This window comes from Pseudomonas sp. JDS28PS106 (assembly GCF_036706555.1).
Taxonomy (GTDB): Bacteria; Pseudomonadota; Gammaproteobacteria; order Pseudomonadales; family Pseudomonadaceae; genus Aquipseudomonas.
This window is the reverse complement of the sequence record NZ_JBAJGT010000013.1, coordinates 22,976-43,514: the sequence shown is the minus strand read 5'-3', so window position 1 is coordinate 43,514 and position 20,539 is coordinate 22,976. Positions and strand designations below refer to the sequence as shown.

Here is a 20,539-nt window from a genome sequence, read left to right as displayed (position 1 = left end):
CAGCAGACAATTAAGGACTGCATCTAAGGAAGTCAAGCAAAACCCGGACTACGCGGGTGAGAATTGCAATTCTACCTTATTGAAGTCGGTTGACCGCGCAGAACTTTCGATATTATTGAACGGCAGTTTGAATGTGTTGCCGTGAAGCGGCCGGAGTGGCCGCCGCAGACAGGTCGCCGGCAGCAATGCGTGACTATGCCGGTCGAGGTGCGTCTGTCTGGTCGTGGGTAAGGTCGGCGGGCTCGGGCAACCCGCAGGCATGGGCGAGTCTGTCGAGCAGGTCCTGTTGCTCGTCGCTGTCCAGCGGGAGTTCGCCGGTTCTGGGGTCGATGAGTTCGAGCTGCCAGGCAATGAGCGTCAGGCAGTTCTTGAGCACGCTGCGCGCTTCATCCTGCAGCGGGCGGTCGCTGCCGTGGGCCGACAGCACGGCGCTCAGCCGGCCGGAGAAGGTTTCGAGAGAGGCGACGCCGGCTTGCCTGGCCTGGCAGCCCAGGCTGTCGAGTGTTGCGATCAGGCAGGAGACGGCATCTTCGTCATCCCCGATCAGTTCCAGGTGCGAGATGCATTCTTCGAGCTTGTACAGCAGTGCCTGGGAGTCCACGAGAAACTGGCCGGAAGTGCCCTGCCAATCATTACTGTTCAGCATCCTGTCTCTCCACACATCAAGGGCAGCGAGTTAGTTTCGCGCGCGGCGAACGGCTGACAGTTAACGTTGATTTCAATCGAAAGTCTGTAGGCACTTTCTGAAACTGGAAAAGTGATGGCACATTGATACTTAGTTGCAATATTTCGATGTGCTGAGGCCATCGCAACCGGCCAGGCGAGAAATATTCCGCGAGTTCTGTCAGGTCGCCCGTCGCCCGATCCAGACCTGGACCGACATGCTGGCGAAGTGGATGAAAAAGCGGACACAAGCCTGACTCCCTTCTTGCAAATGAGAAAGGCGTCACAATAGTGGCAAATAGCTGGGGAGAATATCAGGTCTGCCCTGATGGGTGCTCAGGGTCACCCTTAGGGGTGACAAGGTCTCGATGCGTCGAGTGTGTCGCTGGCGAAGGAGCCCGGCCGCGACAGCAGTAGAGCATGATGTTAATGTGACATCAATTACCGCGTGGCGCTTTTTTCGTCTTTTCGATGTCCGCCGCGCCTTTTGCAAACACTCTCTAAGGTCCGGTCCTTTTCAGCCGATACAGCGAAGGTCTGGACTCATCGAATTACGTACCTGGAGCTAAAATGGCTGGCATTCTCGACACCGTGGACCAACGCACGCAGCTGGTGGGCGAGAACCGCCTGGAAATCCTCATGTTTCGCCTGGCGGGTCGTCAGCTGTTCGCGATCAACGTCTTCAAGGTCCAGGAAGTGCTCCAGCTTCCCAAACTCACGCTGATGCCGCAGCGCCACTCCTTCGTCTGTGGCGTGGTCAACCTGCGCGGCCAGACGCTGCCGGTCATTGACCTCTCCCAGGCCATCGGCATGCGTCCGCTGGTACCGGGCCCTGGCAGCACCATCATCGTGACCGAATACAACCGCTCGGTGCAGGCATTCCTGGTCGGTGGCGTGGACCGCATCGTCAACATGAACTGGGATGCGATCATGCCTCCGCCGACCAGCGCCGGTCGCCAGCATTACCTGACGGCGATCAGCAAGGTGGACGATCAGCTGGTGGAAATCATCGACGTGGAGAAAGTCCTGGCCGAGATCGTGCCCTACAACGCCCGGGTGTCGCGCGAGAAGCTCGAAGACCCGGTGCTCGAAGGCGCGCGAGGTCGCGAAATCCTGCTGGTGGACGACTCCAAGGTAGCGCTCGCACAGCTGCGCGATACCTTGTCTCAGCTGGGTCTCAAACTGCACGTCGCCAGCGACGGCCTCAAGGCGCTGAACATGCTCAAGGCCTGGGCGGATGCCGGCGAGGATGTTCACCAGAAGCTGCTGATGGTGTTTACCGACGCCGAAATGCCGGAGATGGACGGCTATCGCCTGACCACCGAGATTCGCAACGATCCCCGCTTGCGCGCCCTTTACATTGTTCTGCACACCTCGCTGTCGGGCAGCTTCAACGAATCGATGGTCAAGAAAGTCGGCTGCGACAACTTCCTGTCCAAATTCCAGCCCGACAAGCTGGTCGAAGTGGTGCGCGAGCGTCTGCTCATGATCGCCGGCTAAGCCTGATGACATTTCCCATCGGCAGGTGAACCCCGAGAGCGGCTCGTATAAGCTTTGACCCTCATGTCACAGCTCCCGCGCCGCTCAAGGAATAGCCATGCTGCATCTCAGCGCCCTGTATCGTTTCCCTCTCAAATCCTGCAAGCCCGAAATTCTGCAACGCGCGACCATTGATGAGCTGGGGCTGGCCGGCGATCGCCGCTGGATGCTGGTGGACGCCGACACTGGCCGCTTTCTGACCCAGCGCACCGTGCCGCATATGGCGCAGTTGTCAGTGCTGTGGAACCAGGCGGGCGGCGTAACTTTCAGCGCGCCGGACGTGACCCCGCTGGACGTGGCGTTGCCTGCGGACAGCGACGCCAATCTGCGTGGCGTGACCTTGTGGCGCGATACCTTCCAGGTGCCCGATGCTGGCGAAGCCGCGGCGCAATGGGCCTCCGCTTTCGTCGGCAAGCCCGTGCGGGTCGTTCATGCGCCCCTTGGGCGGGCTCGAATGCTGGATGAGGAATACCGCGCCGTTCACGACAAGGTGGCGTTTCCCGACGGCTTTCCTTTATTGCTGATCGGCCAGGGTTCGCTCGACGAACTCTCGGCGCGGGTGGGCAGGCCCATGGAAATGCTGCGCTTCCGGCCGAACCTGGTGGTCTCCGGCGCCGAAGCCTTCGCCGAAGACGGCTGGAAACGCATCCGCATCGGCGGCATCCAGTTCCGCCTGGTCCAGCCTTGCGCGCGTTGCATCGTGACCACCATTGATCCGGCCACCGGAGTGCGCAGCGAAGATCGCGAGCCGTTCACCACGCTCAAGACCTTCCGGGCAATCGAGGGCAAGGTGATGTTCGGGCAGAACGTGGTCAGTGATGGCGTGGGAGAGCTGGAAGTCGGGATGCCAGTCGAGGTGCTGGAGTAAGCGCCCGCCGGGTCTGCTGCCGCTGCGCGGCAGATCGCCAGCAAGCTGGCTCCTACGGCACCATCGAGCTTCGTAGGAGCCACCGGGGCGGCGTTCCGCCTTGCTGGCGATAGGTCAGAGATCGTCGAAATACCGCTCGTGCCAGTCCACCAGCGGTTGCGGTGAATTGAGCTTCTGGCCGTAGATAACCGAATACGACAACACGTTCTGCACGTACTGACGTGTTTCGTCGAACGGGATGCTCTCCACCCACACGTCGAACGCCAGATGGTTTGCGCCCTTGAGCCACTGCCGCACGCGGCCGGGGCCTGCGTTGTAAGCCGCCGACGCCAGCACCCGGTTGCCGTTGAACTGTCCGTGCACCGTACTCAGGTACGCGGCACCCAGCTGGATGTTGGTGTCCGGATTCAGAACCTGCTGCGGCGACGCCAGAGGGATACTGAACTTGCGCGCGGTTTCCTTGGCCGTCGCTGGCATCAATTGCATCAGGCCGCTGGCACCGACCCCGGAGCGCGCGTCATCCATGAAGGCGCTTTCCTGGCGGGTGATTGCGAATACCCAACTCGAATGCAGACCGCGTACCTTGGCTTCGCGCACCAGCGTGTCGCGGTGGGCCATCGGGAAGCGGATATCCAGGTCGTCCCAGTACTGCGCCTGACTGATGGTGCGGATCGCCGGGAAGTACCACTTCAGATCGTAGGCAAGCTTTGCCTGCGCGACCATTTCCTCGCGGCTGAACTGCCGGCTGACGTAGTACCACTCCCGACGCCCATCGACGATGTCGCCGCGGGCATGGAATTCCAGGGCACGACGAACGCCTGGCGTATTGCGTACCTTGTTCATCACCGCGTTGCTGATGGGCAATGGCTTATTGTTGAGCTGATAAGCGTTCTGCGTCCTGTCCGCCGCGAGAAAGCCATAGAAGTCCCGCTCCCGTGCAACATCTTTATAAAGCGCGGGGATCAGCGGATTCCCCGGCTGGGCCAGCTCCAGCGCCCGCGCTTCCCAATAGCGCCAGCGGTTGGTGGAAGCCAGGTCCTTGGGCAGGCGGCGCGCCAGTTCGTAAGCGTCCTGCCAGCGGCCAAGGCGCAACAGCAGGCGCAGGCGCCATTCGGTCACGGTGTTGTCGCGCAGCTCGGGGTCGTATTTGGTCATGACTTCCAGGGCGCGACCGTCGTAGCGGCGTGCCAGGGTCAGGCCGATTTCCTTGGCGATCTCCACCTGTTCCTCGCGGGAGAAACGCATGGTCGCGGCGTAGCCGTCGAGCATGGACAGCGCTTTTTGCGGGTCCTGGCGTGCCAGACGGCGCAATCCCAGGCCGACCACGTCCGACATGGCCTCATCGACCGGCGTGAAGAGGGCCGGGTTGTTCACCATCTCCGGCTTCTGCGCAACGGCCAGCAACAATTTGCCTTGGGGTGCGAGAGAGTTGAGGCTGTTGACGAGCGTGTTGGCCAGGCCAAAGTTGCGCGCCTGGGCGGCAAGCTTGGCACGCTGCCAGCGCTTTTCTTCGGTCAACTGGCCCGCCGCGGCCCACTGGGCGAAGAAGGTGTCGCACGATCCGGGTAGCGTCTTGCCGGTCATCCAGAGCTTCTCGGCGCTGGCGTAGCCCTCGGCGCGCTTGCCCGTGCTCAGCAGATACTGACCGTTCAGGCAGTCCAGCTCGACGAAGTTCATCTTCACGTCGTAATAGCGGGCGAAGGTGGACCAGTCGCCGCGCTCGGCCAGCCAGCGCAGCCAGCGCAATTTCATCCAGTTGGCCTGGGGCAGATCGCCATGAGCGGCGAGGAATCTTTCGATTTCGGCATTGCTGGCGGATTTCAGACGCGCGGTCAGCTCGTCATATTGCAGATAGGGCTCCAGCGGGTAATCGGCGAGCGCCGCGCTGTACATCCGATACGGGCCAGTATCGCCCTTGGCGAGCGCGCGCTTGGCTTCGTCGTAGTACTTGCGCTGTTGGCTGATGTCGACCGCGTGGGCGTACTGGACAGCGGCAGCGGAAAGGAGCAGGCAGGACACGATACTGAACAAACGACTGCGCATGAGACTTCCGGGCGGATGGGTCGTGAAATGTGCCCTAGCTTAGCCTTTTGCCAGCGTGGGGTGAAAGCACTGGCGACACTCGGAGCGCTGCTGCCAATGACTGACGGTTATAAAGGTAACGGCATGTGTGGCAAGTGCCATCGAAGGCCGACACGCCAGGCCTATCTCAGGTAGAATGCGCGCCCGGTTTTTGGAGAAGCTCATGACCCTGCTCAAATTCAGCGATGTGTCCCTTGCGTTCGGCGCCATGCCGTTGCTGGACAAGGTGTCCTGGCAGATCGCCCGTGGTGAGCGGGTGTGCATCATCGGTCGCAACGGGACCGGCAAATCCAGCATGTTGAAGCTGGTCAAGGGCGTGCAACTGCCCGACGAAGGTGCCGTATGGCGCGCGCCGGGCCTCAAGATCGGCGAGTTGCCGCAGGAACTGCCGGTAGCCGACGGACGGAGCGTCTTCGATGTGGTCGCCGAGGGTCTGGACGGTGTAGGCGCCTTGCTGGCCGAGTATCACCATCTGGCACAGAACTGCGTGACCGAGGAAGACCTCAACAAGCTGATGCACGTACAGCAGGAGCTGGAAGCGCGCGACGGCTGGCGGTTGCAGCAACTGGTCGACAGCACCCTGAGCCGCCTGCAGTTGCCGGCCGACAAGACCCTGGCCGAGCTCTCCGGTGGCTGGCGCCGCCGCGTGCTGCTGGCTCAGGCGCTGGTGTCCGAGCCTGATCTGCTGCTGCTCGACGAGCCGACGAACCACCTGGATATCGGTGCGATTGCCTGGCTCGAAGAAGCGCTGAAGGATTTCCAGGGCGCGGTACTGTTCATCACCCACGACCGGGCTTTCCTGCAGAACCTGGCAACCCGGATCCTGGAGTTGGATCGCGGCGGTCTGATCGACTGGAACGGCGACTACGCCAGCTTCCTGGTTCACAAGGAGGCGATGCTCGCCGCCGAAGAAACCGCCAATGCCCTGTTCGACAAGCGTCTGGCCCAGGAAGAAGTCTGGATTCGGCAGGGCATCAAGGCCCGCCGTACCCGTAACGAAGGGCGGGTACGCGCGCTCAAGGCGCTGCGTGTCGAGCGCAGCGAGCGTCGCGAGCGCACCGGCAAGGCCAACATTCAGCTCGATACCGCCGAGAAGTCCGGCAAGCAGGTCATGGCGCTGGAAAACGTCAGTTTCGCCCATCCCGGCGGGCCGACGCTGATCAAGAATTTCTCGATGGTGCTGCAACGCGAGGACCGTATCGGCCTGCTCGGCGCCAACGGTACCGGCAAGACCACGTTGCTCAAGCTGATGCTCGACAATCTGCAGCCTACCGAAGGCAAGGTGGAAGTCGGTACGCGCCTGGAAGTGGCCTATTTCGACCAGCTGCGGCATCAGCTGGACCTGGAAAAGACCGTTATCGACAACGTCGCCGAAGGCCGTGATTTCATCGAGATCGACGGGCAGAACCGCCATGTCCTGAGCTATCTGGGCGATTTCCTGTTCAGTCCGCAACGCGCGCGTACGCCGGTCAAGGCGCTGTCGGGCGGGGAGCGGGCGCGCCTGCTGCTCGCCAAACTGTTCAGCAAGCCGGCCAACCTGCTGGTCCTCGACGAGCCGACCAACGACCTCGACGTCGAAACGCTGGAGTTGCTGGAAGAAGTCTTGCTGACCTTCAAAGGCACGGTCCTGATGGTCAGCCACGACCGGGCATTCCTCGACAACGTGGTGACCAGCACCCTGGTGTTCGAAGGTGAGGGCAGGGTCCGCGAATATGTAGGCGGATACCAGGACTGGCTGCGCCAGGGCGGCTCGCCGCGTCTGCTTGGTGTCGCCGACAGCAAGTCAGGCAAGGCGGAGCTGAACAGCGCGGTGGTCAAGCCCGCGGCGGTCGTGGTCGAGGATATCCCGGTCGCGAAAAAGAAGCTCAGCTACAAGCAGCAACGTGAACTGGAGGCCCTTCCGGCGCAGATCGATGAAGTTGAGCAGCGGATGGCGGAACTGACTGCCGAAATGGCGGAACCTTCGTTCTACCAGCGTCCCGCGGCTGAAACCACAGCGGTACTGGCCCAGGTCGAAAGCCTGCAGGCCGAACTCGATGGCTTGCTCGAGCGCTGGGCAGAGCTGGAAGAGTAAGGAGGCGACAGGCGCTCCCCAGGGCGCCTGTTTTTTAACGGGCTGCAACGCAGCCCTGCCTGCAATTATTCCGGCTTTTTCAGGCGCACTGCCAGAACGTCGCAGGGCGCGCCATGCAGCACGTCGTTGGCGGTCGAGCCAAGCAGCAGCGCCAGGCCATGACGGCCGTGGCTGCCCACCACGATCAGGTCGCACTGCTGGTTCTTGGCCAGTTGGTGGATTTCCTGGCGGGGCTGGCCGTATACCAAATGAGCTTCGCCGGCTTTCATATCCGGATACTTGATTTTGAGTCGCTCCAGTTTTTCCTTGGCCTGATCGAACTGCTGTTGCTGCAGTTGCGACAGATCCATCGGAACGTCGCCGCCGAACGCCATGGCCATGGGCTCAACGATATGCACCATCGACAAGGTCGCGTCGCTGGCTTGCGCCAACTCACGGGCGCGACGGATGACCGGATCGCACTCGTCGGTGAGGTCAATGGCTACCAGTATGTGTTGATACGACATGATGATGTCCTCCGGGAGGATTGCGATGGTATTGAGTATGGCCCTTTCGCGTGCATCTGGGCAGCACCCTATGCAAGCCTTTGTTTTTTGTGTCGTTGTGGTTCGAAAGAGCGAGCGGGGGCAAGAAATATGACGGTCTGGATAGTTCTGTCAATCATTTGTGTGATGCTGAGCCCGCTGGTCTGGCTCAAACCCTCCCGTGGTTCGAGTGGCAAAATGGCCCTGCGCATGCAGGCCAGGCGCATGGGGCTGGCGATGCAGCTCGCTCCGCAGGAATGGCCGCACTGGCTGGACCGGCAGCCGCCTGACCTCTGCGCGCAGTACTGCAGGCCGCGCCGTGCGCGGGAAGCGGCGTGCTGGGCGTACTGGCAAAGCGCGCCGGGGGTATGGGTCAACCGTTGGCGCGAGCCCTGTGCGGACGAAGTAGTGACGGGGCATCTGGCTACGCTGCCGGCGGACGTCTACAAGGTTGAGGCGGACTCGCGGATGGTCGCGCTGTACTGGGCGGAGAAGGGTGAGCCGGAAGTGTTGCAGCGTATTGACGCGGCATTGAAGGCGCTGGCCTGAATATTCCGTAAATGACAGGCATTAAAAAGCCCGATAACAACATCGGGCCGGGGGTTGGCCAGGCAGGCCGATAACAGGTGGCGCTGTCGAAATGCCGCCAAAGACAGGGGCGTCGTTACGACGGGTCGCGCGCAATGCGCTGACTCTAGCCGCTCTGCTCCGTTTTGTCGCGTTTTCCTTCACATATTTTCATGCGTGACCCCCGACGGTGCATGCAGACTTTGTCGCAGGCTTTGCACCATCACTGCGCTGAATGCGAATGAATCATCCTGTAACCCATTAAGTCGAATTAACTGGTCGGCGCACCGATGGGCCGTGTTTATTGCCATTTAGCCGAATTGACAATCATCGGGTTTTGCCGGATGGTGTGCGTACCAAATCAAACGGCCGTATGAATCAAGTGTTTGGGTGTCAGACGGCTCTGACAGAATCCTGGCTACCACGTCGGCGGGTGTGTTGGTGATTTAGCGTGCGTCGTAGTCTTACCCGACGTCAGGCCGGGTGAGTATTGTTCAGCTTCCATACTGTGGAGATCAGTTGATGATTTACGAAGGTAAAGCCATCACGGTTAAGACTCTTGAAAGTGGCATCGTCGAAATTCTTTTCGACCTCAAGGGTGAGTCCGTCAACAAGTTCAACCGCCTCACCCTCAATGAACTGCGCCAGGTCGTGGACACCCTCAAGGCCGATGCCTCGATCAAGGGTGTGATCGTCTCCAGCGGCAAGGAGGCGTTCATCGTCGGGGCCGACATCACCGAATTCGTCGACAATTTCAAGCTGCCCGAAGCCGAAATCATGGCCGGTGGCCTGGAAGCGAACCGGATCTTCAGCGATTTCGAAGACCTTGGCGTGCCGACAGTGGTTGCGATCAACGGCATCGCCTTGGGTGGGGGGCTGGAAATGTGCCTGGCCGCCGACTATCGGGTCATGTCCGCCGCCGCGAAGATCGGACTGCCGGAAGTCAAGCTGGGCCTGTTCCCGGGCTTTGGCGGCACCGTGCGCCTGCCGCGGCTGATCGGCGCGGACAACGCCATCGAGTGGATCGCCGCCGGTAAGGAAAACAGCGCCGAGGACGCCCTCAAGGTAGGCGCCGTGGATGCCGTGGTCGCGCCTGAAAAACTGGCCGCCGCCGCGCTCGACCTGCTGAAGCGCGCGATTGCCGGCGAGTTCGACTTCAAGGCCAAGCGCCAGCCCAAGCTGGACAAGCTCAAGCTCAACCCTATCGAGCAGATGATGGCGTTCGAAACCGCCAAGGGCTTCGTGGCAGGTCAGGCCGGTCCGAACTATCCGGCGCCGGTCGAAGCCATCAAAGCCATTCAGAAGGCTGCCAACTTCGGGCGCGACAAGGCGCTGGAGATCGAGGCAGCCGGTTTCGTGAAAATGGCCAAGACTTCTGCCGCAGAAAGCTTGATCGGTCTGTTCCTCAATGATCAGGAGCTCAAGCGCAAGGCAAAGATCTACGACGAAATCGCTACCGATGTGAAGCAGGCGGCCGTGCTGGGCGCCGGCATCATGGGCGGCGGCATCGCCTACCAGTCGGCGGTCAAGGGCACCCCGATCCTGATGAAGGACATCCGTGAGGAAGCCATCCAGCTGGGTTTGAACGAAGCCTCCAAACTGCTGGGTAATCGCGTCGAAAAAGGCCGCCTGACGCCCGCCAAGATGGCTGAAGCGCTCAATGCCATTCGTCCGACCCTGTCCTACGGCGATTTCGGCCACGTGGACCTGGTTGTCGAAGCTGTCGTCGAGAACCCCAAGGTCAAGCAGGCCGTTCTGGCCGAAGTCGAGGACCAGGTCGCCGAAGGCACCATCCTGGCGTCCAACACATCGACCATCTCCATCAGTCTGCTGGCTCAAGCGCTCAAGCGTCCGGAAAACTTCGTCGGCATGCACTTCTTCAATCCGGTGCACATGATGCCGCTGGTGGAAGTGATTCGCGGCGAGAAGTCCAGCGAAGAGGCGGTTGCCACTACCGTGGCGTACGCCAAGAAAATGGGCAAGAACCCGATCGTGGTCAACGACTGCCCGGGCTTTCTGGTCAACCGTGTCCTGTTCCCGTACTTCGGCGGGTTCGCCCGGCTGGTCAGCGCGGGCGTGGATTTCGTGCGCATCGACAAGGTCATGGAAAAATTCGGCTGGCCGATGGGCCCCGCGTACCTGATGGACGTGGTGGGCATCGACACCGGTCATCACGGTCGCGACGTCATGGCCGAGGGCTTCCCGGATCGCATGAAGGACGACCGTCGCTCGGCCATCGACGTGCTGTACGAAGCCAAGCGTCTGGGCCAGAAGAACGGCAAGGGTTTCTATGCCTATGAAACCGACAAGAAGGGCAAGCCGAAGAAGGTCAACGACCCGGCGGTTCTCGATGTGCTCAAGCCTGTGGTGTACGAGCAGCGCGAGCTGACCGACGAGGACATCATCAACTGGATGATGGTCCCGCTGTGCCTGGAAACCGTGCGCTGCCTGGAAGACGGTATCGTCGAAACCGCCGCCGAAGCCGACATGGGCCTGATCTACGGCATCGGTTTCCCTCCGTTCCGTGGCGGCGCGCTGCGCTACATCGACTCCATCGGCGTCGCCGAATTCGTTGCCCTTGCCGATCGCTATGCCGAGCTGGGTGCCTTGTATCAACCGACCGCGAAGCTGCGTGAAATGGCCCGCACCGGCCAGCGCTTCTTCGGTTAAGCGCCTTCTGAGGAATGAACCTATGAGCCTGAATCCAAGAGACGTCGTGATCGTCGACTTCGGTCGGACCCCGATGGGCCGCTCCAAGGGCGGCATGCACCGCAACACCCGCGCCGAGGACATGTCGGCGCATCTGATCAGCAAGCTGCTGGAACGCAATGCGGCCATTAACCCGGCCGAAGTCGAAGACGTGATCTGGGGCTGCGTCAACCAGACCCTTGAACAGGGCTGGAACATCGCCCGCATGGCGTCGTTGCTGACCCAGATCCCGCACACCGCCGCAGCGCAGACGGTCAGCCGTCTGTGCGGCTCGTCCATGAGCGCACTGCACACCGCGGCGCAGGCGATCATGACCGGCAACGGCGACGTTTTCGTGGTCGGCGGCGTCGAGCACATGGGCCATGTCGGCATGATGCATGGCGTGGATCCCAACCCGCACCTGTCGCTGCACGCCGCCAAGGCGTCGGGCATGATGGGCCTGACGGCGGAAATGCTGGGCAAGATGCATGGCATCACCCGCGAGCAGCAGGACGCATTCGGCGTACGCTCCCACCAGTTGGCCCACAAAGCCACCCTGGAGGGCAAGTTCAAGAATGAGATCATCCCGATGCAGGGCTTCGACGAAGACGGTTTCTTGAAAGTCTTCGACTACGACGAAACCATTCGTCCGGACACCACGCTGGAAAGCCTGGCGGCGCTCAAGCCTGCGTTCAATCCCAAGGGCGGAACCGTGACCGCCGGCACTTCATCGCAAATCACCGACGGCGCGTCGTGCATGATCGTGATGTCGGCCCAGCGCGCGCGGGACCTGGGCATCCAGCCGATGGCCGTCATCCGTTCGATGGCAGTTGCCGGCGTGGACCCGGCGATCATGGGCTACGGACCGGTTCCGGCGACCCAGAAAGCGCTCAAGCGCGCAGGTCTCGGCATTGGCGACATCGACTGCTTCGAGCTCAACGAAGCCTTCGCGGCGCAGGCGCTTCCGGTGCTCAAGGATCTGAAAGTGCTCGACAAGATGGATGAGAAGGTTAACCTGCATGGCGGCGCGATCGCCCTGGGTCACCCGTTCGGGTGTTCCGGCGCGCGCATCTCCGGTACTTTGCTCAATGTCATGAAGGAGAAAGGCAGCACGCTTGGCGTCGCGACCATGTGCGTCGGTCTGGGGCAGGGCATCACGACCGTGTTCGAACGGGTCTGATTCGTCCAGGTGATGCAGGCCGGGGCTCGATGCCCCGGCTTTTGCGTTTTTTGAGCAGGTAAAAGTTTCAATATTTGTCCAGAGGTTGTTCCATGCAGCTGCAACCAGGCGTTTACCGCCATTACAAGGGCCCTGAATACCGCGTGTTCAGTGTCGCCAGACATTCGGAAACCGAAGAGCTGGTGGTGTTCTACCAGGCGTTGTACGGCGACTACGGCATGTGGATTCGGCCGCTGGAAATGTTTCTGGAGTCCGTCGAGGTTGACGGCGAACAGGTCCCGCGCTTTGCTTTGGTCCAGGCCGAAACCAGCCTGTTTTCGACGCCGCGGACGTCTGACGCACCATAGCCTGTGCTTGACCTCACCCGGTAGCCACTATATATAGCGTGGCCTCTACACGCTCCAATCTGTCTTTCATCTGCTATTCAGGAATTTTCTGATCCATGGGCAAATCGCTGGTCATCGTGGAATCCCCGGCTAAGGCCAAGACCATCAACAAGTATCTGGGCAACCAATACGTGGTGAAGTCGAGTATCGGCCATATCCGTGACCTGCCCACCAGCGGTTCGGCAAGCGCGGCAAAGGAGCCGGCGGCCAAGCGCGGCAAGGCGGCGGGCGAGGGCCCGGTGCTGTCGCCCAAGGAAAAGGCCCAGCGCCAGCTCGTCGCCCGCATGGGCGTCGATCCGGAGCACGGCTGGAAGGCCAAGTACGAGATCCTTCCCGGCAAGGAGAAGGTGATCGACGAGCTGCGCAAGCTTGCCAAGGATGCCGACACCATCTATCTCGCGACGGACTTGGACCGCGAAGGGGAGGCTATCGCCTGGCACTTGCGCGAAGCCATCGGCGGCGATGACAGCCGCTTCAAGCGCGTGGTGTTCAACGAGATCACCAAGAAAGCGATTCAGGACGCATTCTCGAAACCCGGCGATCTCGATATCGCCCGGGTCAACGCCCAGCAGGCGCGGCGTTTCCTGGACCGCGTCGTCGGTTACATGGTGTCGCCGTTGCTGTGGCAGAAGGTCGCGCGTGGTCTGTCCGCGGGCCGTGTCCAGTCCGTGGCGGTCAAGCTGGTGGTCGAGCGTGAACGGGAGATCCGTGCGTTCAACCCTGAAGAATATTGGGAAATCCACGCCGATCTGAGTACCGCCAAAGGCGCGAACGTGCGCTTCGAAGTCGCTCGCCAGAACGGCGAGGCGTTCAAGCCGCTCAACGAGGCCCAGGCCGCCGCCGCGCTGGAGAAACTCAAGGCCTCCAGCTACAGCATCGTCAAGCGCGAAGACAAGCCGACCAGCAGCAAGCCCTCGGCGCCGTTCATCACCTCCACTCTGCAGCAGGCCGCGAGCAACCGCCTGGGCTTCGGGGTGAAAAAGACCATGATGATGGCCCAGCGTCTCTACGAAGCCGGCTACATCACTTACATGCGTACCGATTCGACCAACCTCTCCGCTGATGCGGTCGCGATGGCCCGCGCCTACATCGAGAGCGAATTCGGCAAGAAATACCTGCCCGACGCCCCGATCGTCTACAGCAGCAAGGAAGGCGCCCAGGAAGCGCACGAAGCGATTCGTCCTTCGGACGTCAATACCGACCCCGCGAAGCTGTCAGGCATGGAGCGCGACGCCGAGCGTCTGTACGAGCTGATCTGGCGTCAGTTCGTGGCCTGCCAGATGCCACCCGCGCAATACCTGTCGACTACCGTCAGTGTCGCCGCCGACGAGTTCGAGCTGCGCGCCAAGGGTCGTATCCTCAAGTTCGACGGTTACACCCGCGTGCTGCCGCAAATGAGCAAGCCGGGTGACGATGGCGTGCTGCCCGACATGGCGCAGGGCGAGGCGCTGAACCTGGTCAGCCTCGACCCGAGCCAGCATTTCACCAAGCCGCCAGCCCGTTATTCGGAAGCGAGTCTGGTCAAGGAAATGGAAAAGCGCGGCATTGGCCGGCCCTCGACCTACGCCGCGATCATCTCGACGATCCAGGACCGCGGCTATGTCGCGCTGCATAATCGCCGGTTCTATTCGGAAAAAATGGGCGATATCGTCACCGAGCGTCTGTCCGAGAGCTTCTCCAACCTCATGGACTACGGCTTCACCGCCGGCATGGAAGAGAATCTCGACGACGTGGCCCAGGGCGAGCGTGACTGGAAAAACGTGCTGGACGAGTTCTACGGCGACTTCCGCAAGAAACTGGAAGTGGCCGAAGCTCCGGACGGCGGCATGCGCGCCAACCAGCCGGTCATGACCGACATCCCGTGCAAGGTTTGCGGGCGTCCGATGCAGATTCGCACTGCGTCCACCGGCGTATTCCTCGGCTGCTCCGGCTACAGCCTGCCGCCCAAGGAGCGCTGCAAGTCCACGATCAACCTCACGCCCGGCGACGAGATCGCCGAGGATGATGAGGGTGAGTCCGAATCCCGCGTATTGCGCGGCAAGCACCGCTGCCCGATCTGCAGCACGGCGATGGATGCTTACCTGCTCGACGAAAAGCACAAGCTGCATATCTGCGGCAACAACCCCGATTGCAACGGCTACGAAATCGAGGAAGGCACCTACCGCATCAAGGGTTACGAAGGGCCGAGCCTGGAATGCGACAAGTGCGGCAGCGAGATGCAGCTCAAGACAGGTCGTTTCGGCAAGTTCTTCGGCTGCACCAATCCTGAGTGCAAGAACACCCGCAAGCTGCTCAAGAGCGGGGATGCGGCGCCGCCCAAGATGGACCCGGTGAAGATGCCCGAGCTCAAATGCGACAAGGTGGACGACACCTATGTGCTGCGCGACGGGGCTTCAGGTCTGTTCCTGGCGGCCAGTCAGTTTCCCAAGAACCGCGAGACGCGCGCGCCGCTGGTCATCGAGATTCTGCCGCACAAGGCTGAAATCGATCCCAAGTATCACTTCCTGTGCGAAGCGCCGCAGAAAGATCCGGATGGCCGCCCGGCGGTGATCCGTTACAGCCGCAAGACCAAAGAGCAATACGTGCAGACCGAGGTCGAAGGCAAGCCTACCGGCTGGCGCGCGTTCTACGACGGCGGCACCTGGAAGGTCGAAGACAAGCGCTGATCGCAAGCGTCCGGCCTCGCGCCGGCCGCTTTGTTTGCAGGGCCGGTTGCGGCTTCTATGCTCGTTGTATCCACTCGCTTTCGAGGGTCTCGTCATGGCTCATGAGTTCTACACCCGCACCAACCAGAAGATCTACTTCGCAGGGCTGGCGCTCGAAGCGCTCGGTCGGGCGGAAAAAGGCCAGACGATGAATGCTCAGGCGCTGATGCAGGCCGAGCGCGAGTCCGTGCTTTTCCACCTGTACGGCGCGCTGCTGGGTCTGTGTCATGAGATTGCCGGTTACTACCGTCTGCCGCAGGCGGGTGCGCCTCGCGTCGAACTCTTGCTGAATCAGGAGGTTCTGCAGGCATCCGCGATTCCGGAGCTTGCCGAACTGATCGAGCTTGCCCAGCATCGGGAAACCTGGCTGGGCCAACTGCTGGCAGGTTACAACGCGCTTTTCCAGCCGCCTCGCGCGCCGGTCAAGCCCAAGGGTGACGTGACCCAGCCGATGATCGTTGCGGTCAATCTTGACGATGAGCCGGAGGCCGAGCTGAGCCGCGACCAGCTGGAAGAGTGGCGACAGCAGCTCAAGCAACTGGCCGTTCGTTTTCGGGAAGGTCTCAGCGAGTGCTAGAGAGCGGGCTAAACCCGCCAAAGGGTTGCACCAGTCGGCTAAAAGCCATACTGAATGCGTGTACAGGCTGGTACAATCGCCGCACTATGTGGAGTACTTGTTCTGATGCCTAGCTCTTTTCTTGAAATTGTCGAATTGCCCGATGGACGCATCGAACTTCGTCGCGCGGATGACGAAGGGTCGTTGGTGACTCTGGATTTTTCCGAAGACGCCAAAGCATTCATGCAGGGGCAACATGTGGAAGTGGCCAAGGCCATGTTGAGCGTGGGCGTTCAGATGGCGGGTCGTCTTGCGGAAGGGGATCTCGAAAAAGAAGAAGACGGCCCGCGCGTTCTTCATTAAGGTCGGGCTCGGAGGTCTGGCTCAGGCTGGGCTGGGTTTACCCCAGCCTGATATTGAGGCTTTGAGCATCTCCGATCCTGGCAGCCGCGACCAGATGCTGCCGTGCCGCCGCATTGAGCGGATTGATCCAGCTTACGACCGTATGACTGCGGCCCAGCCTCAGGGCTTCGCGTGTCAGCTCCAGCGCGCTTTGCGAACCCCGCGGCTGTAGCAACAGGATTCGCTCGCGATTGAGGCCGGCGTCCCGCAGCCAGGTCTGGGTCAGGCTGGCAGGCGGAGCGATAAGCGTCAGCCAGCGAGCATCCGCTTCCTCGCTCAGATTCTTCAGGACCGGCGCCAACAGGTTCAGGCAGTTGCCGGCGGCACCGCGCAGCGACAGCTCGCTGAATACGTCAGGTTGAGTGTTCCAGGTCGTATCGGCGACCTCAGGCATGCGCGGGACGACAGGCTGGGCCAGAAACGCCTCGAACAGCGGTAATTGAGCTTGCGATGCTTGCTGGAACTGCATGGACGTCTCCTCAGCGGCGAATCACGCCGACGCTCAAACCTTCGATCACGAATTCCTGATCCTTGAGGTTCACTTCGATGGGAGCGAACTCCGGGTTTTCCGCCAGTAGCCAGACCTTGCTGCCTTCGCGCTTGAAGCGTTTGACCGTTACCTCGTCGCCGATGCGGGCAACCACGATCTGGCCATTGCGTGCCTCGCGGGTGGTGTGCACCGCCAGCAGGTCGCCGTCGAGAATGCCGACGTCCTTCATGCTCATGCCGTGTACACGCAGCAGGTAATCGGCACTGGGATGAAAGAAGGCGGGATTGATGTTGCAGGATTCTTCGATATGCTGCTGGGCCAGGATAGGAGCACCTGCCGCCACGCGACCGATGACGGGCAGGCTGCTGTCGTCGGGTTTGGCTTCGAAGCCTGGAATGCGAATGCCGCGCGAAGCGCCGGGCGTCATCTCGATGGCGCCCTTGCGAGCCAGCGCCTTGAGATGTTCCTCGGCCGCGTTGGGCGACTTGAAGCCCAGCTTCTGCGCGATTTCCGCACGGGTGGGCGGGTAGCCGTTGTCTTCGAGACAACGCTTGATGAAGCCCAGGATTTCAGCCTGGCGGGGCGTGAGTTTGATCATGTCGAGCGCTCTGTCTTTTTATACAGTGCCTGGGATTATATACAGTGAAGGCGTAATGGCAATCGCCGATTTGTATTTCGCCGCCAGGCGGTAGTGCCCGCCCGTTCGACCGACACTCCATCGTTCAGCGGCTGAAACAGTGACTGCACGGCCATAAAATGAACGGGCCCGCTTGACAAGCGGGCGGGCTGATACGTATGTTTCAAACGTTCGTTTGTTAGGCAGAGAGCCATGGCACAGTCGGAAACCGTTGAACGCATTCTGGATGCCGCCGAGCAGTTGTTCGCGGAAAAGGGTTTCGCCGAGACTTCCCTGCGGCTGATCACCAGCAAGGCCTCGGTCAACCTGGCGGCTGTCAATTATCACTTCGGGTCCAAGAAGGCGCTGATCCAGGCAGTCTTCTCACGGTTTCTCGGACCGTTCTGCGTCAGCCTCGACCGCGAACTCGAGCGGCGCCAGGCCAGGCCCGAACACAAGCCTACGCTTGAAGAACTGCTCGAAATCCTCGTGGAGCAGGCTTTGGTGGTCCAGCCCCGCAGCGGCAATGACCTGTCCATCTTCATGCGTTTGCTGGGGCTTGCCTTCAGCCAGAGCCAGGGACACCTGCGCCGTTATCTGGAAGACATGTACGGCAAGGTATTCCGCCGCTACATGACACTGGTCAACGAAGCGGCACCGCGCATTCCTCCCATCGAGCTGTTCTGGCGCGTGCATTTCATGCTCGGCGCGGCCGCGTTCAGCATGTCCGGCATCAAGGCCCTGCGCGCCATCGCCGAAAACGATTTCGGCGTGCATACCTCCATCGAGCAGGTGATGCGCCTGATGGTGCCATTCCTGGCGGCGGGCATGCGTGCCGAGACCGGCGTCACCGACGAAGCGATGATCGCCGCGCAGCTCAAGCCACGCAGCAAGTCGCAACCGGCCAAGGCCTGAGCCTTTCGCCGGCTTTATTGCACCCTGTGGCCGGATCAAGCACCATGCGCGCATTTGATCCGGCACTGTAAGGGTTCGCTATGAGTTCAGGCCTCCAAGGCTCGTTGATGGTCGATGTCGCGGGTACGTGGCTCACCGCCGAAGACCGTCATTTTCTTCGCCAGCCCGAGGTGGGTGGCCTGATCATCTTCGCCCGCAACATCGAGCATCCGCGTCAGGTGCGTGAGCTGAGCGCCGCGATTCGCGCCATCCGTCCCGATCTGTTGCTGGCGGTCGACCAGGAAGGCGGGCGAGTGCAGCGCCTGCGTCAGGGCTTCGTCCGGCTGCCCGCGATGCGTGCCATCGCCGCATGCCCGGACGCTGAGCTTCTGGCCGAGCATTGCGGCTGGCTGATGGCGACCGAGGTGCTGGCGGTGGGTCTGGATCTCAGCTTCGCGCCGGTCCTGGATCTGGACCATGCGCGTAGCGCCGTGGTCGGCACCCGCGCGTTCGAGGGCGACCCCGAGCGTGCCGCGTTGCTGGCCGGCGCCTTCATCCGTGGCATGCGCGCCGCGGGCATGGCCGCAACCGGCAAGCATTTCCCGGGGCACGGCTGGGCGGAAGCGGATTCCCATGTGGCGATTCCCACCGACGAGCGCAGCCTCGACCAGATCCGCGCCCACGATCTGGTGCCATTCGCGCGCTTGAGCGGGCAGCTCGCGGCAGTCATGCCGGCACACGTCATCTACCCGCAAATCGACTCGCAACCGGCGGGCTTTTCCCGTCGCTGGCTGCAAGACATTCTGCGCGGCGAACTGGGGTTCGACGGGGTGATCTTCAGCGATGACCTGTCCATGGCCGGCGCTCACGTGGTCGGCGACGCTGCCAGCCGGATCGAAGCCGCGCTGACCGCGGGTTGCGACATGGGGCTGGTGTGCAACGATCGTGCTGCCGCCGAACTGGCGCTCGGCGCCGCTCAACGCCTCAAGGTCAAGCCGTCGGGGCGTATTGCCCGCATGCGCGGCCAGGCTCGGGCCAGCACCGATTACCGTCAGCATCCGCGCTGGCTGGCAGCGCTTCAGGCCCTTCGCGGCGCGGGCCTTGTCGACTGATCAGAGCATGCGCTTGAGGGTATTGTCCTTGCGCACGACGTGGTGCCAGAGCGCCGCGATCACATGCAGACCGATCACGTAGTAGAAGATCGAAGCCAGCAGCTTGTGCAGGTCCTCGTAATACTCGGCGGTCTGTCCCGAGGTCGGAAACGGCCAGGGAATCTGTACCGCCGTCAGGGGAATGGGCAGCGCGCCTTTTTCCACCATGACGGTCAGAATGCCGAGCACAGGCTGGATGAAGAGAAAGGCGTACAGCGCGTAATGAGACAAAGTCGCGGCGAGCCGGAGTGCACCTTCCAGCGGCGGCATTATGTCGGGAGGGGGATGACGGCGACGCTCGGCGACCCGAAAGAATGCCATCACCAGGATCAGGATCCCGACCCAGAAGTGGGTCTGTACCACCAGTATCCGCGCATCCGTGCCGCGACCGAATTGGGTGCGGCTGAGAATCAGCGTGTAGGCGAGGACGATCAGGATCGCCATCGCCCAATGAAAGCATCGGGCTTTGGCGGTGTAGCGGGATCTGACGGGTGCATCCACCGTTCGCTTCCTTTGTCTGTTGAGTCGTTGCTGCCAATCGCTAGCTGTGACCCGCCTCGGTCGCGCCGGTTCATGTATGGCACGGCCCTCCTGCGCTCGCCATGTCTTTCATGGCGCAGCAGGGCGGAGATGAAGTCAGGGATGAGCGGCCTGCAGCTTCTTCGCTTCTTCGAGATGAGTCTGGAGCCTGGGCAGGTATTTCTTTGCGAACGCCTGCAATGGCGGTATATCGGCTTCATCGGCCTGCTCCTGAAACAGCTCGATGCTCTGTTCATGGGCTAGCACCTGGTTGTTGGCATAGGCTGCGTCGAACGAGCCTTCCCGATATTCCAGGATCAGCTTCTTGACCCGGTCCATCATAGCCGTTCCGTCAGAGGCCGGCAGCCCGAGCTGGGTGGACAGCTCGGTCAGTTCGGCGTTGGCGGCCTGATGGTCGTCGATCATCATCTGCGCAAACCTGCGCACATCGGCGGCCTGGCTTTTCTCCAGGGCCAGCCTGCCGTTGGCGATTTCCGCCAGGCCTTTTTCCGACGCCGTCTCAACGAAAGCCCGGGGCGATGCTGCAAAGGCGGGCGCCAGCGCGACGGTTGCGGCGAAGATCAGTACGGCTGAACGCAGCAGGCGGATAAGCGATTTCATGGTCATGCGATCTC

Annotated in this window: 19 protein-coding genes; 12 read left to right on the top strand and 7 right to left on the bottom strand. The window is 61.5% G+C overall.

Translation table 11 applies throughout. The features are described 5' to 3' along the window. Positions 1 to 193: 193 nt before the first annotated feature. Positions 194 to 646, bottom strand: a complete 453-nt coding sequence (locus TRP66_RS19095) for a hypothetical protein (RefSeq protein ID WP_333405913.1) — start codon at positions 644 to 646, stop codon at positions 194 to 196. 587 nt (positions 647 to 1,233) lie between these two features. On the opposite strand from TRP66_RS19095, the gene TRP66_RS19090 reads away from it, so the two are divergent. After that, positions 1,234 to 2,163: a chemotaxis protein CheV gene (locus TRP66_RS19090; RefSeq protein WP_333405911.1), complete on the top strand. Its 930-nt coding sequence runs from the start codon at positions 1,234 to 1,236 to the stop codon at positions 2,161 to 2,163. Between the two features lie 97 nt (positions 2,164 to 2,260). Next, positions 2,261 to 3,070, top strand: a complete 810-nt coding sequence (locus TRP66_RS19085) for an MOSC domain-containing protein (RefSeq protein ID WP_333405910.1) — start codon at positions 2,261 to 2,263, stop codon at positions 3,068 to 3,070. A 114-nt stretch (positions 3,071 to 3,184) separates the two neighbouring features. Here TRP66_RS19085 and TRP66_RS19080 read toward each other — a convergent pair whose 3' ends face one another. Further along, the gene (locus TRP66_RS19080; RefSeq protein WP_333405908.1) at positions 3,185 to 5,113 is read right to left on the bottom strand and encodes a transglycosylase SLT domain-containing protein; all 1,929 of its coding nucleotides are present in this window, start codon (positions 5,111 to 5,113) and stop codon (positions 3,185 to 3,187) included. Positions 5,114 to 5,315: 202 nt separating this feature from the next. Here TRP66_RS19080 and TRP66_RS19075 point away from each other — a divergent pair, with 202 nt between their 5' ends. Next, positions 5,316 to 7,226, top strand: a complete 1,911-nt coding sequence (locus TRP66_RS19075) for an ATP-binding cassette domain-containing protein (protein ID WP_333405906.1) — start codon at positions 5,316 to 5,318, stop codon at positions 7,224 to 7,226. Between the two features lie 65 nt (positions 7,227 to 7,291). Here TRP66_RS19075 and TRP66_RS19070 read toward each other — a convergent pair whose 3' ends face one another. Beyond that, positions 7,292 to 7,732, bottom strand: coding sequence for a universal stress protein (locus tag TRP66_RS19070; protein WP_333405904.1), 441 nt, complete (start codon positions 7,730 to 7,732; stop codon positions 7,292 to 7,294). Positions 7,733 to 7,861: 129 nt separating this feature from the next. Between TRP66_RS19070 and TRP66_RS19065 the strand changes: the two genes are divergently transcribed. The 7 genes from TRP66_RS19065 (at position 7,862) to TRP66_RS19035 (ending at position 16,195) form a co-directional block, all read left to right on the top strand. Beyond that, positions 7,862 to 8,299 (top strand): hypothetical protein, encoded by a 438-nt coding sequence (locus tag TRP66_RS19065; protein WP_333405901.1) that lies wholly within the window; start codon positions 7,862 to 7,864, stop codon positions 8,297 to 8,299. 540 nt (positions 8,300 to 8,839) lie between these two features. Continuing rightward, positions 8,840 to 10,987: a fatty acid oxidation complex subunit alpha FadB gene (gene fadB / locus TRP66_RS19060; RefSeq protein ID WP_333405899.1), complete on the top strand. Its 2,148-nt coding sequence runs from the start codon at positions 8,840 to 8,842 to the stop codon at positions 10,985 to 10,987. A 22-nt stretch (positions 10,988 to 11,009) separates the two neighbouring features. Continuing rightward, the gene (gene fadA / locus TRP66_RS19055; RefSeq protein ID WP_333405897.1) at positions 11,010 to 12,185 is read left to right on the top strand and encodes an acetyl-CoA C-acyltransferase FadA; all 1,176 of its coding nucleotides are present in this window, start codon (positions 11,010 to 11,012) and stop codon (positions 12,183 to 12,185) included. Positions 12,186 to 12,277: 92 nt separating this feature from the next. Beyond that, on the top strand, positions 12,278 to 12,532 hold the full coding sequence (locus tag TRP66_RS19050; protein ID WP_333405895.1) for a DUF1653 domain-containing protein: 255 nt from the start codon (positions 12,278 to 12,280) through the stop codon (positions 12,530 to 12,532). Between the two features lie 95 nt (positions 12,533 to 12,627). Further along, entirely contained in the window at positions 12,628 to 15,237 is a 2,610-nt protein-coding gene (gene topA / locus TRP66_RS19045; RefSeq protein WP_333405893.1) for a type I DNA topoisomerase, read from the top strand. Between the two features lie 94 nt (positions 15,238 to 15,331). Beyond that, positions 15,332 to 15,853: a DUF6586 family protein gene (locus tag TRP66_RS19040; protein ID WP_333405891.1), complete on the top strand. Its 522-nt coding sequence runs from the start codon at positions 15,332 to 15,334 to the stop codon at positions 15,851 to 15,853. A gap of 105 nt (positions 15,854 to 15,958) precedes the next feature. Further along, on the top strand, positions 15,959 to 16,195 hold the full coding sequence (locus TRP66_RS19035; RefSeq protein ID WP_333405890.1) for a hypothetical protein: 237 nt from the start codon (positions 15,959 to 15,961) through the stop codon (positions 16,193 to 16,195). 37 nt (positions 16,196 to 16,232) lie between these two features. Here TRP66_RS19035 and sulA read toward each other — a convergent pair whose 3' ends face one another. Next, positions 16,233 to 16,703, bottom strand: coding sequence for an SOS-induced cell division inhibitor SulA (sulA, locus tag TRP66_RS19030; protein WP_333405887.1), 471 nt, complete (start codon positions 16,701 to 16,703; stop codon positions 16,233 to 16,235). Positions 16,704 to 16,713: 10 nt separating this feature from the next. After that, the gene (lexA, locus tag TRP66_RS19025) at positions 16,714 to 17,322 is read right to left on the bottom strand and encodes a transcriptional repressor LexA (protein ID WP_333405885.1); all 609 of its coding nucleotides are present in this window, start codon (positions 17,320 to 17,322) and stop codon (positions 16,714 to 16,716) included. A 231-nt stretch (positions 17,323 to 17,553) separates the two neighbouring features. On the opposite strand from lexA, the gene psrA reads away from it, so the two are divergent. Together psrA and nagZ are read left to right on the top strand one after the other, a co-directional pair. Continuing rightward, positions 17,554 to 18,255, top strand: a complete 702-nt coding sequence (gene psrA, locus TRP66_RS19020) for a transcriptional regulator PsrA (RefSeq protein WP_333405883.1) — start codon at positions 17,554 to 17,556, stop codon at positions 18,253 to 18,255. A gap of 80 nt (positions 18,256 to 18,335) precedes the next feature. Beyond that, positions 18,336 to 19,346, top strand: coding sequence for a beta-N-acetylhexosaminidase (gene nagZ / locus TRP66_RS19015; protein WP_333405881.1), 1,011 nt, complete (start codon positions 18,336 to 18,338; stop codon positions 19,344 to 19,346). Here nagZ and TRP66_RS19010 read toward each other — a convergent pair whose 3' ends face one another. Beyond that, on the bottom strand, positions 19,347 to 19,886 hold the full coding sequence (locus TRP66_RS19010) for a cytochrome b (RefSeq protein WP_333405878.1): 540 nt from the start codon (positions 19,884 to 19,886) through the stop codon (positions 19,347 to 19,349). Positions 19,887 to 20,021: 135 nt separating this feature from the next. Further along, on the bottom strand, positions 20,022 to 20,531 hold the full coding sequence (locus TRP66_RS19005; protein ID WP_333405876.1) for a DUF4142 domain-containing protein: 510 nt from the start codon (positions 20,529 to 20,531) through the stop codon (positions 20,022 to 20,024). Between the last annotated feature and the right edge of the window lie 8 nt (positions 20,532 to 20,539).

Excerpts from the sequence above, each read along its gene's own strand:
- TRP66_RS19095 (WP_333405913.1), bottom strand. The coding sequence starts at position 646 with ATGCTGAACAGTAATGATTGGCAGGGCACTTCCGGCCAGTTTCTCGTG.
- TRP66_RS19090 (WP_333405911.1), top strand. The coding sequence starts at position 1,234 with ATGGCTGGCATTCTCGACACCGTGGACCAACGCACGCAGCTGGTGGGC.
- TRP66_RS19085 (WP_333405910.1), top strand. The coding sequence starts at position 2,261 with ATGCTGCATCTCAGCGCCCTGTATCGTTTCCCTCTCAAATCCTGCAAG.
- TRP66_RS19080 (WP_333405908.1), bottom strand. The coding sequence starts at position 5,113 with ATGCGCAGTCGTTTGTTCAGTATCGTGTCCTGCCTGCTCCTTTCCGCT.
- TRP66_RS19075 (WP_333405906.1), top strand. The coding sequence starts at position 5,316 with ATGACCCTGCTCAAATTCAGCGATGTGTCCCTTGCGTTCGGCGCCATG.
- TRP66_RS19070 (WP_333405904.1), bottom strand. The coding sequence starts at position 7,732 with ATGTCGTATCAACACATACTGGTAGCCATTGACCTCACCGACGAGTGC.
- TRP66_RS19065 (WP_333405901.1), top strand. The coding sequence starts at position 7,862 with ATGACGGTCTGGATAGTTCTGTCAATCATTTGTGTGATGCTGAGCCCG.
- fadB (WP_333405899.1), top strand. The coding sequence starts at position 8,840 with ATGATTTACGAAGGTAAAGCCATCACGGTTAAGACTCTTGAAAGTGGC.
- fadA (WP_333405897.1), top strand. The coding sequence starts at position 11,010 with ATGAGCCTGAATCCAAGAGACGTCGTGATCGTCGACTTCGGTCGGACC.
- TRP66_RS19050 (WP_333405895.1), top strand. The coding sequence starts at position 12,278 with ATGCAGCTGCAACCAGGCGTTTACCGCCATTACAAGGGCCCTGAATAC.
- topA (WP_333405893.1), top strand. The coding sequence starts at position 12,628 with ATGGGCAAATCGCTGGTCATCGTGGAATCCCCGGCTAAGGCCAAGACC.
- TRP66_RS19040 (WP_333405891.1), top strand. The coding sequence starts at position 15,332 with ATGGCTCATGAGTTCTACACCCGCACCAACCAGAAGATCTACTTCGCA.
- TRP66_RS19035 (WP_333405890.1), top strand. The coding sequence starts at position 15,959 with ATGCCTAGCTCTTTTCTTGAAATTGTCGAATTGCCCGATGGACGCATC.
- sulA (WP_333405887.1), bottom strand. The coding sequence starts at position 16,703 with ATGCAGTTCCAGCAAGCATCGCAAGCTCAATTACCGCTGTTCGAGGCG.
- lexA (WP_333405885.1), bottom strand. The coding sequence starts at position 17,322 with ATGATCAAACTCACGCCCCGCCAGGCTGAAATCCTGGGCTTCATCAAG.
- psrA (WP_333405883.1), top strand. The coding sequence starts at position 17,554 with ATGGCACAGTCGGAAACCGTTGAACGCATTCTGGATGCCGCCGAGCAG.
- nagZ (WP_333405881.1), top strand. The coding sequence starts at position 18,336 with ATGAGTTCAGGCCTCCAAGGCTCGTTGATGGTCGATGTCGCGGGTACG.
- TRP66_RS19005 (WP_333405876.1), bottom strand. The coding sequence starts at position 20,531 with ATGACCATGAAATCGCTTATCCGCCTGCTGCGTTCAGCCGTACTGATC.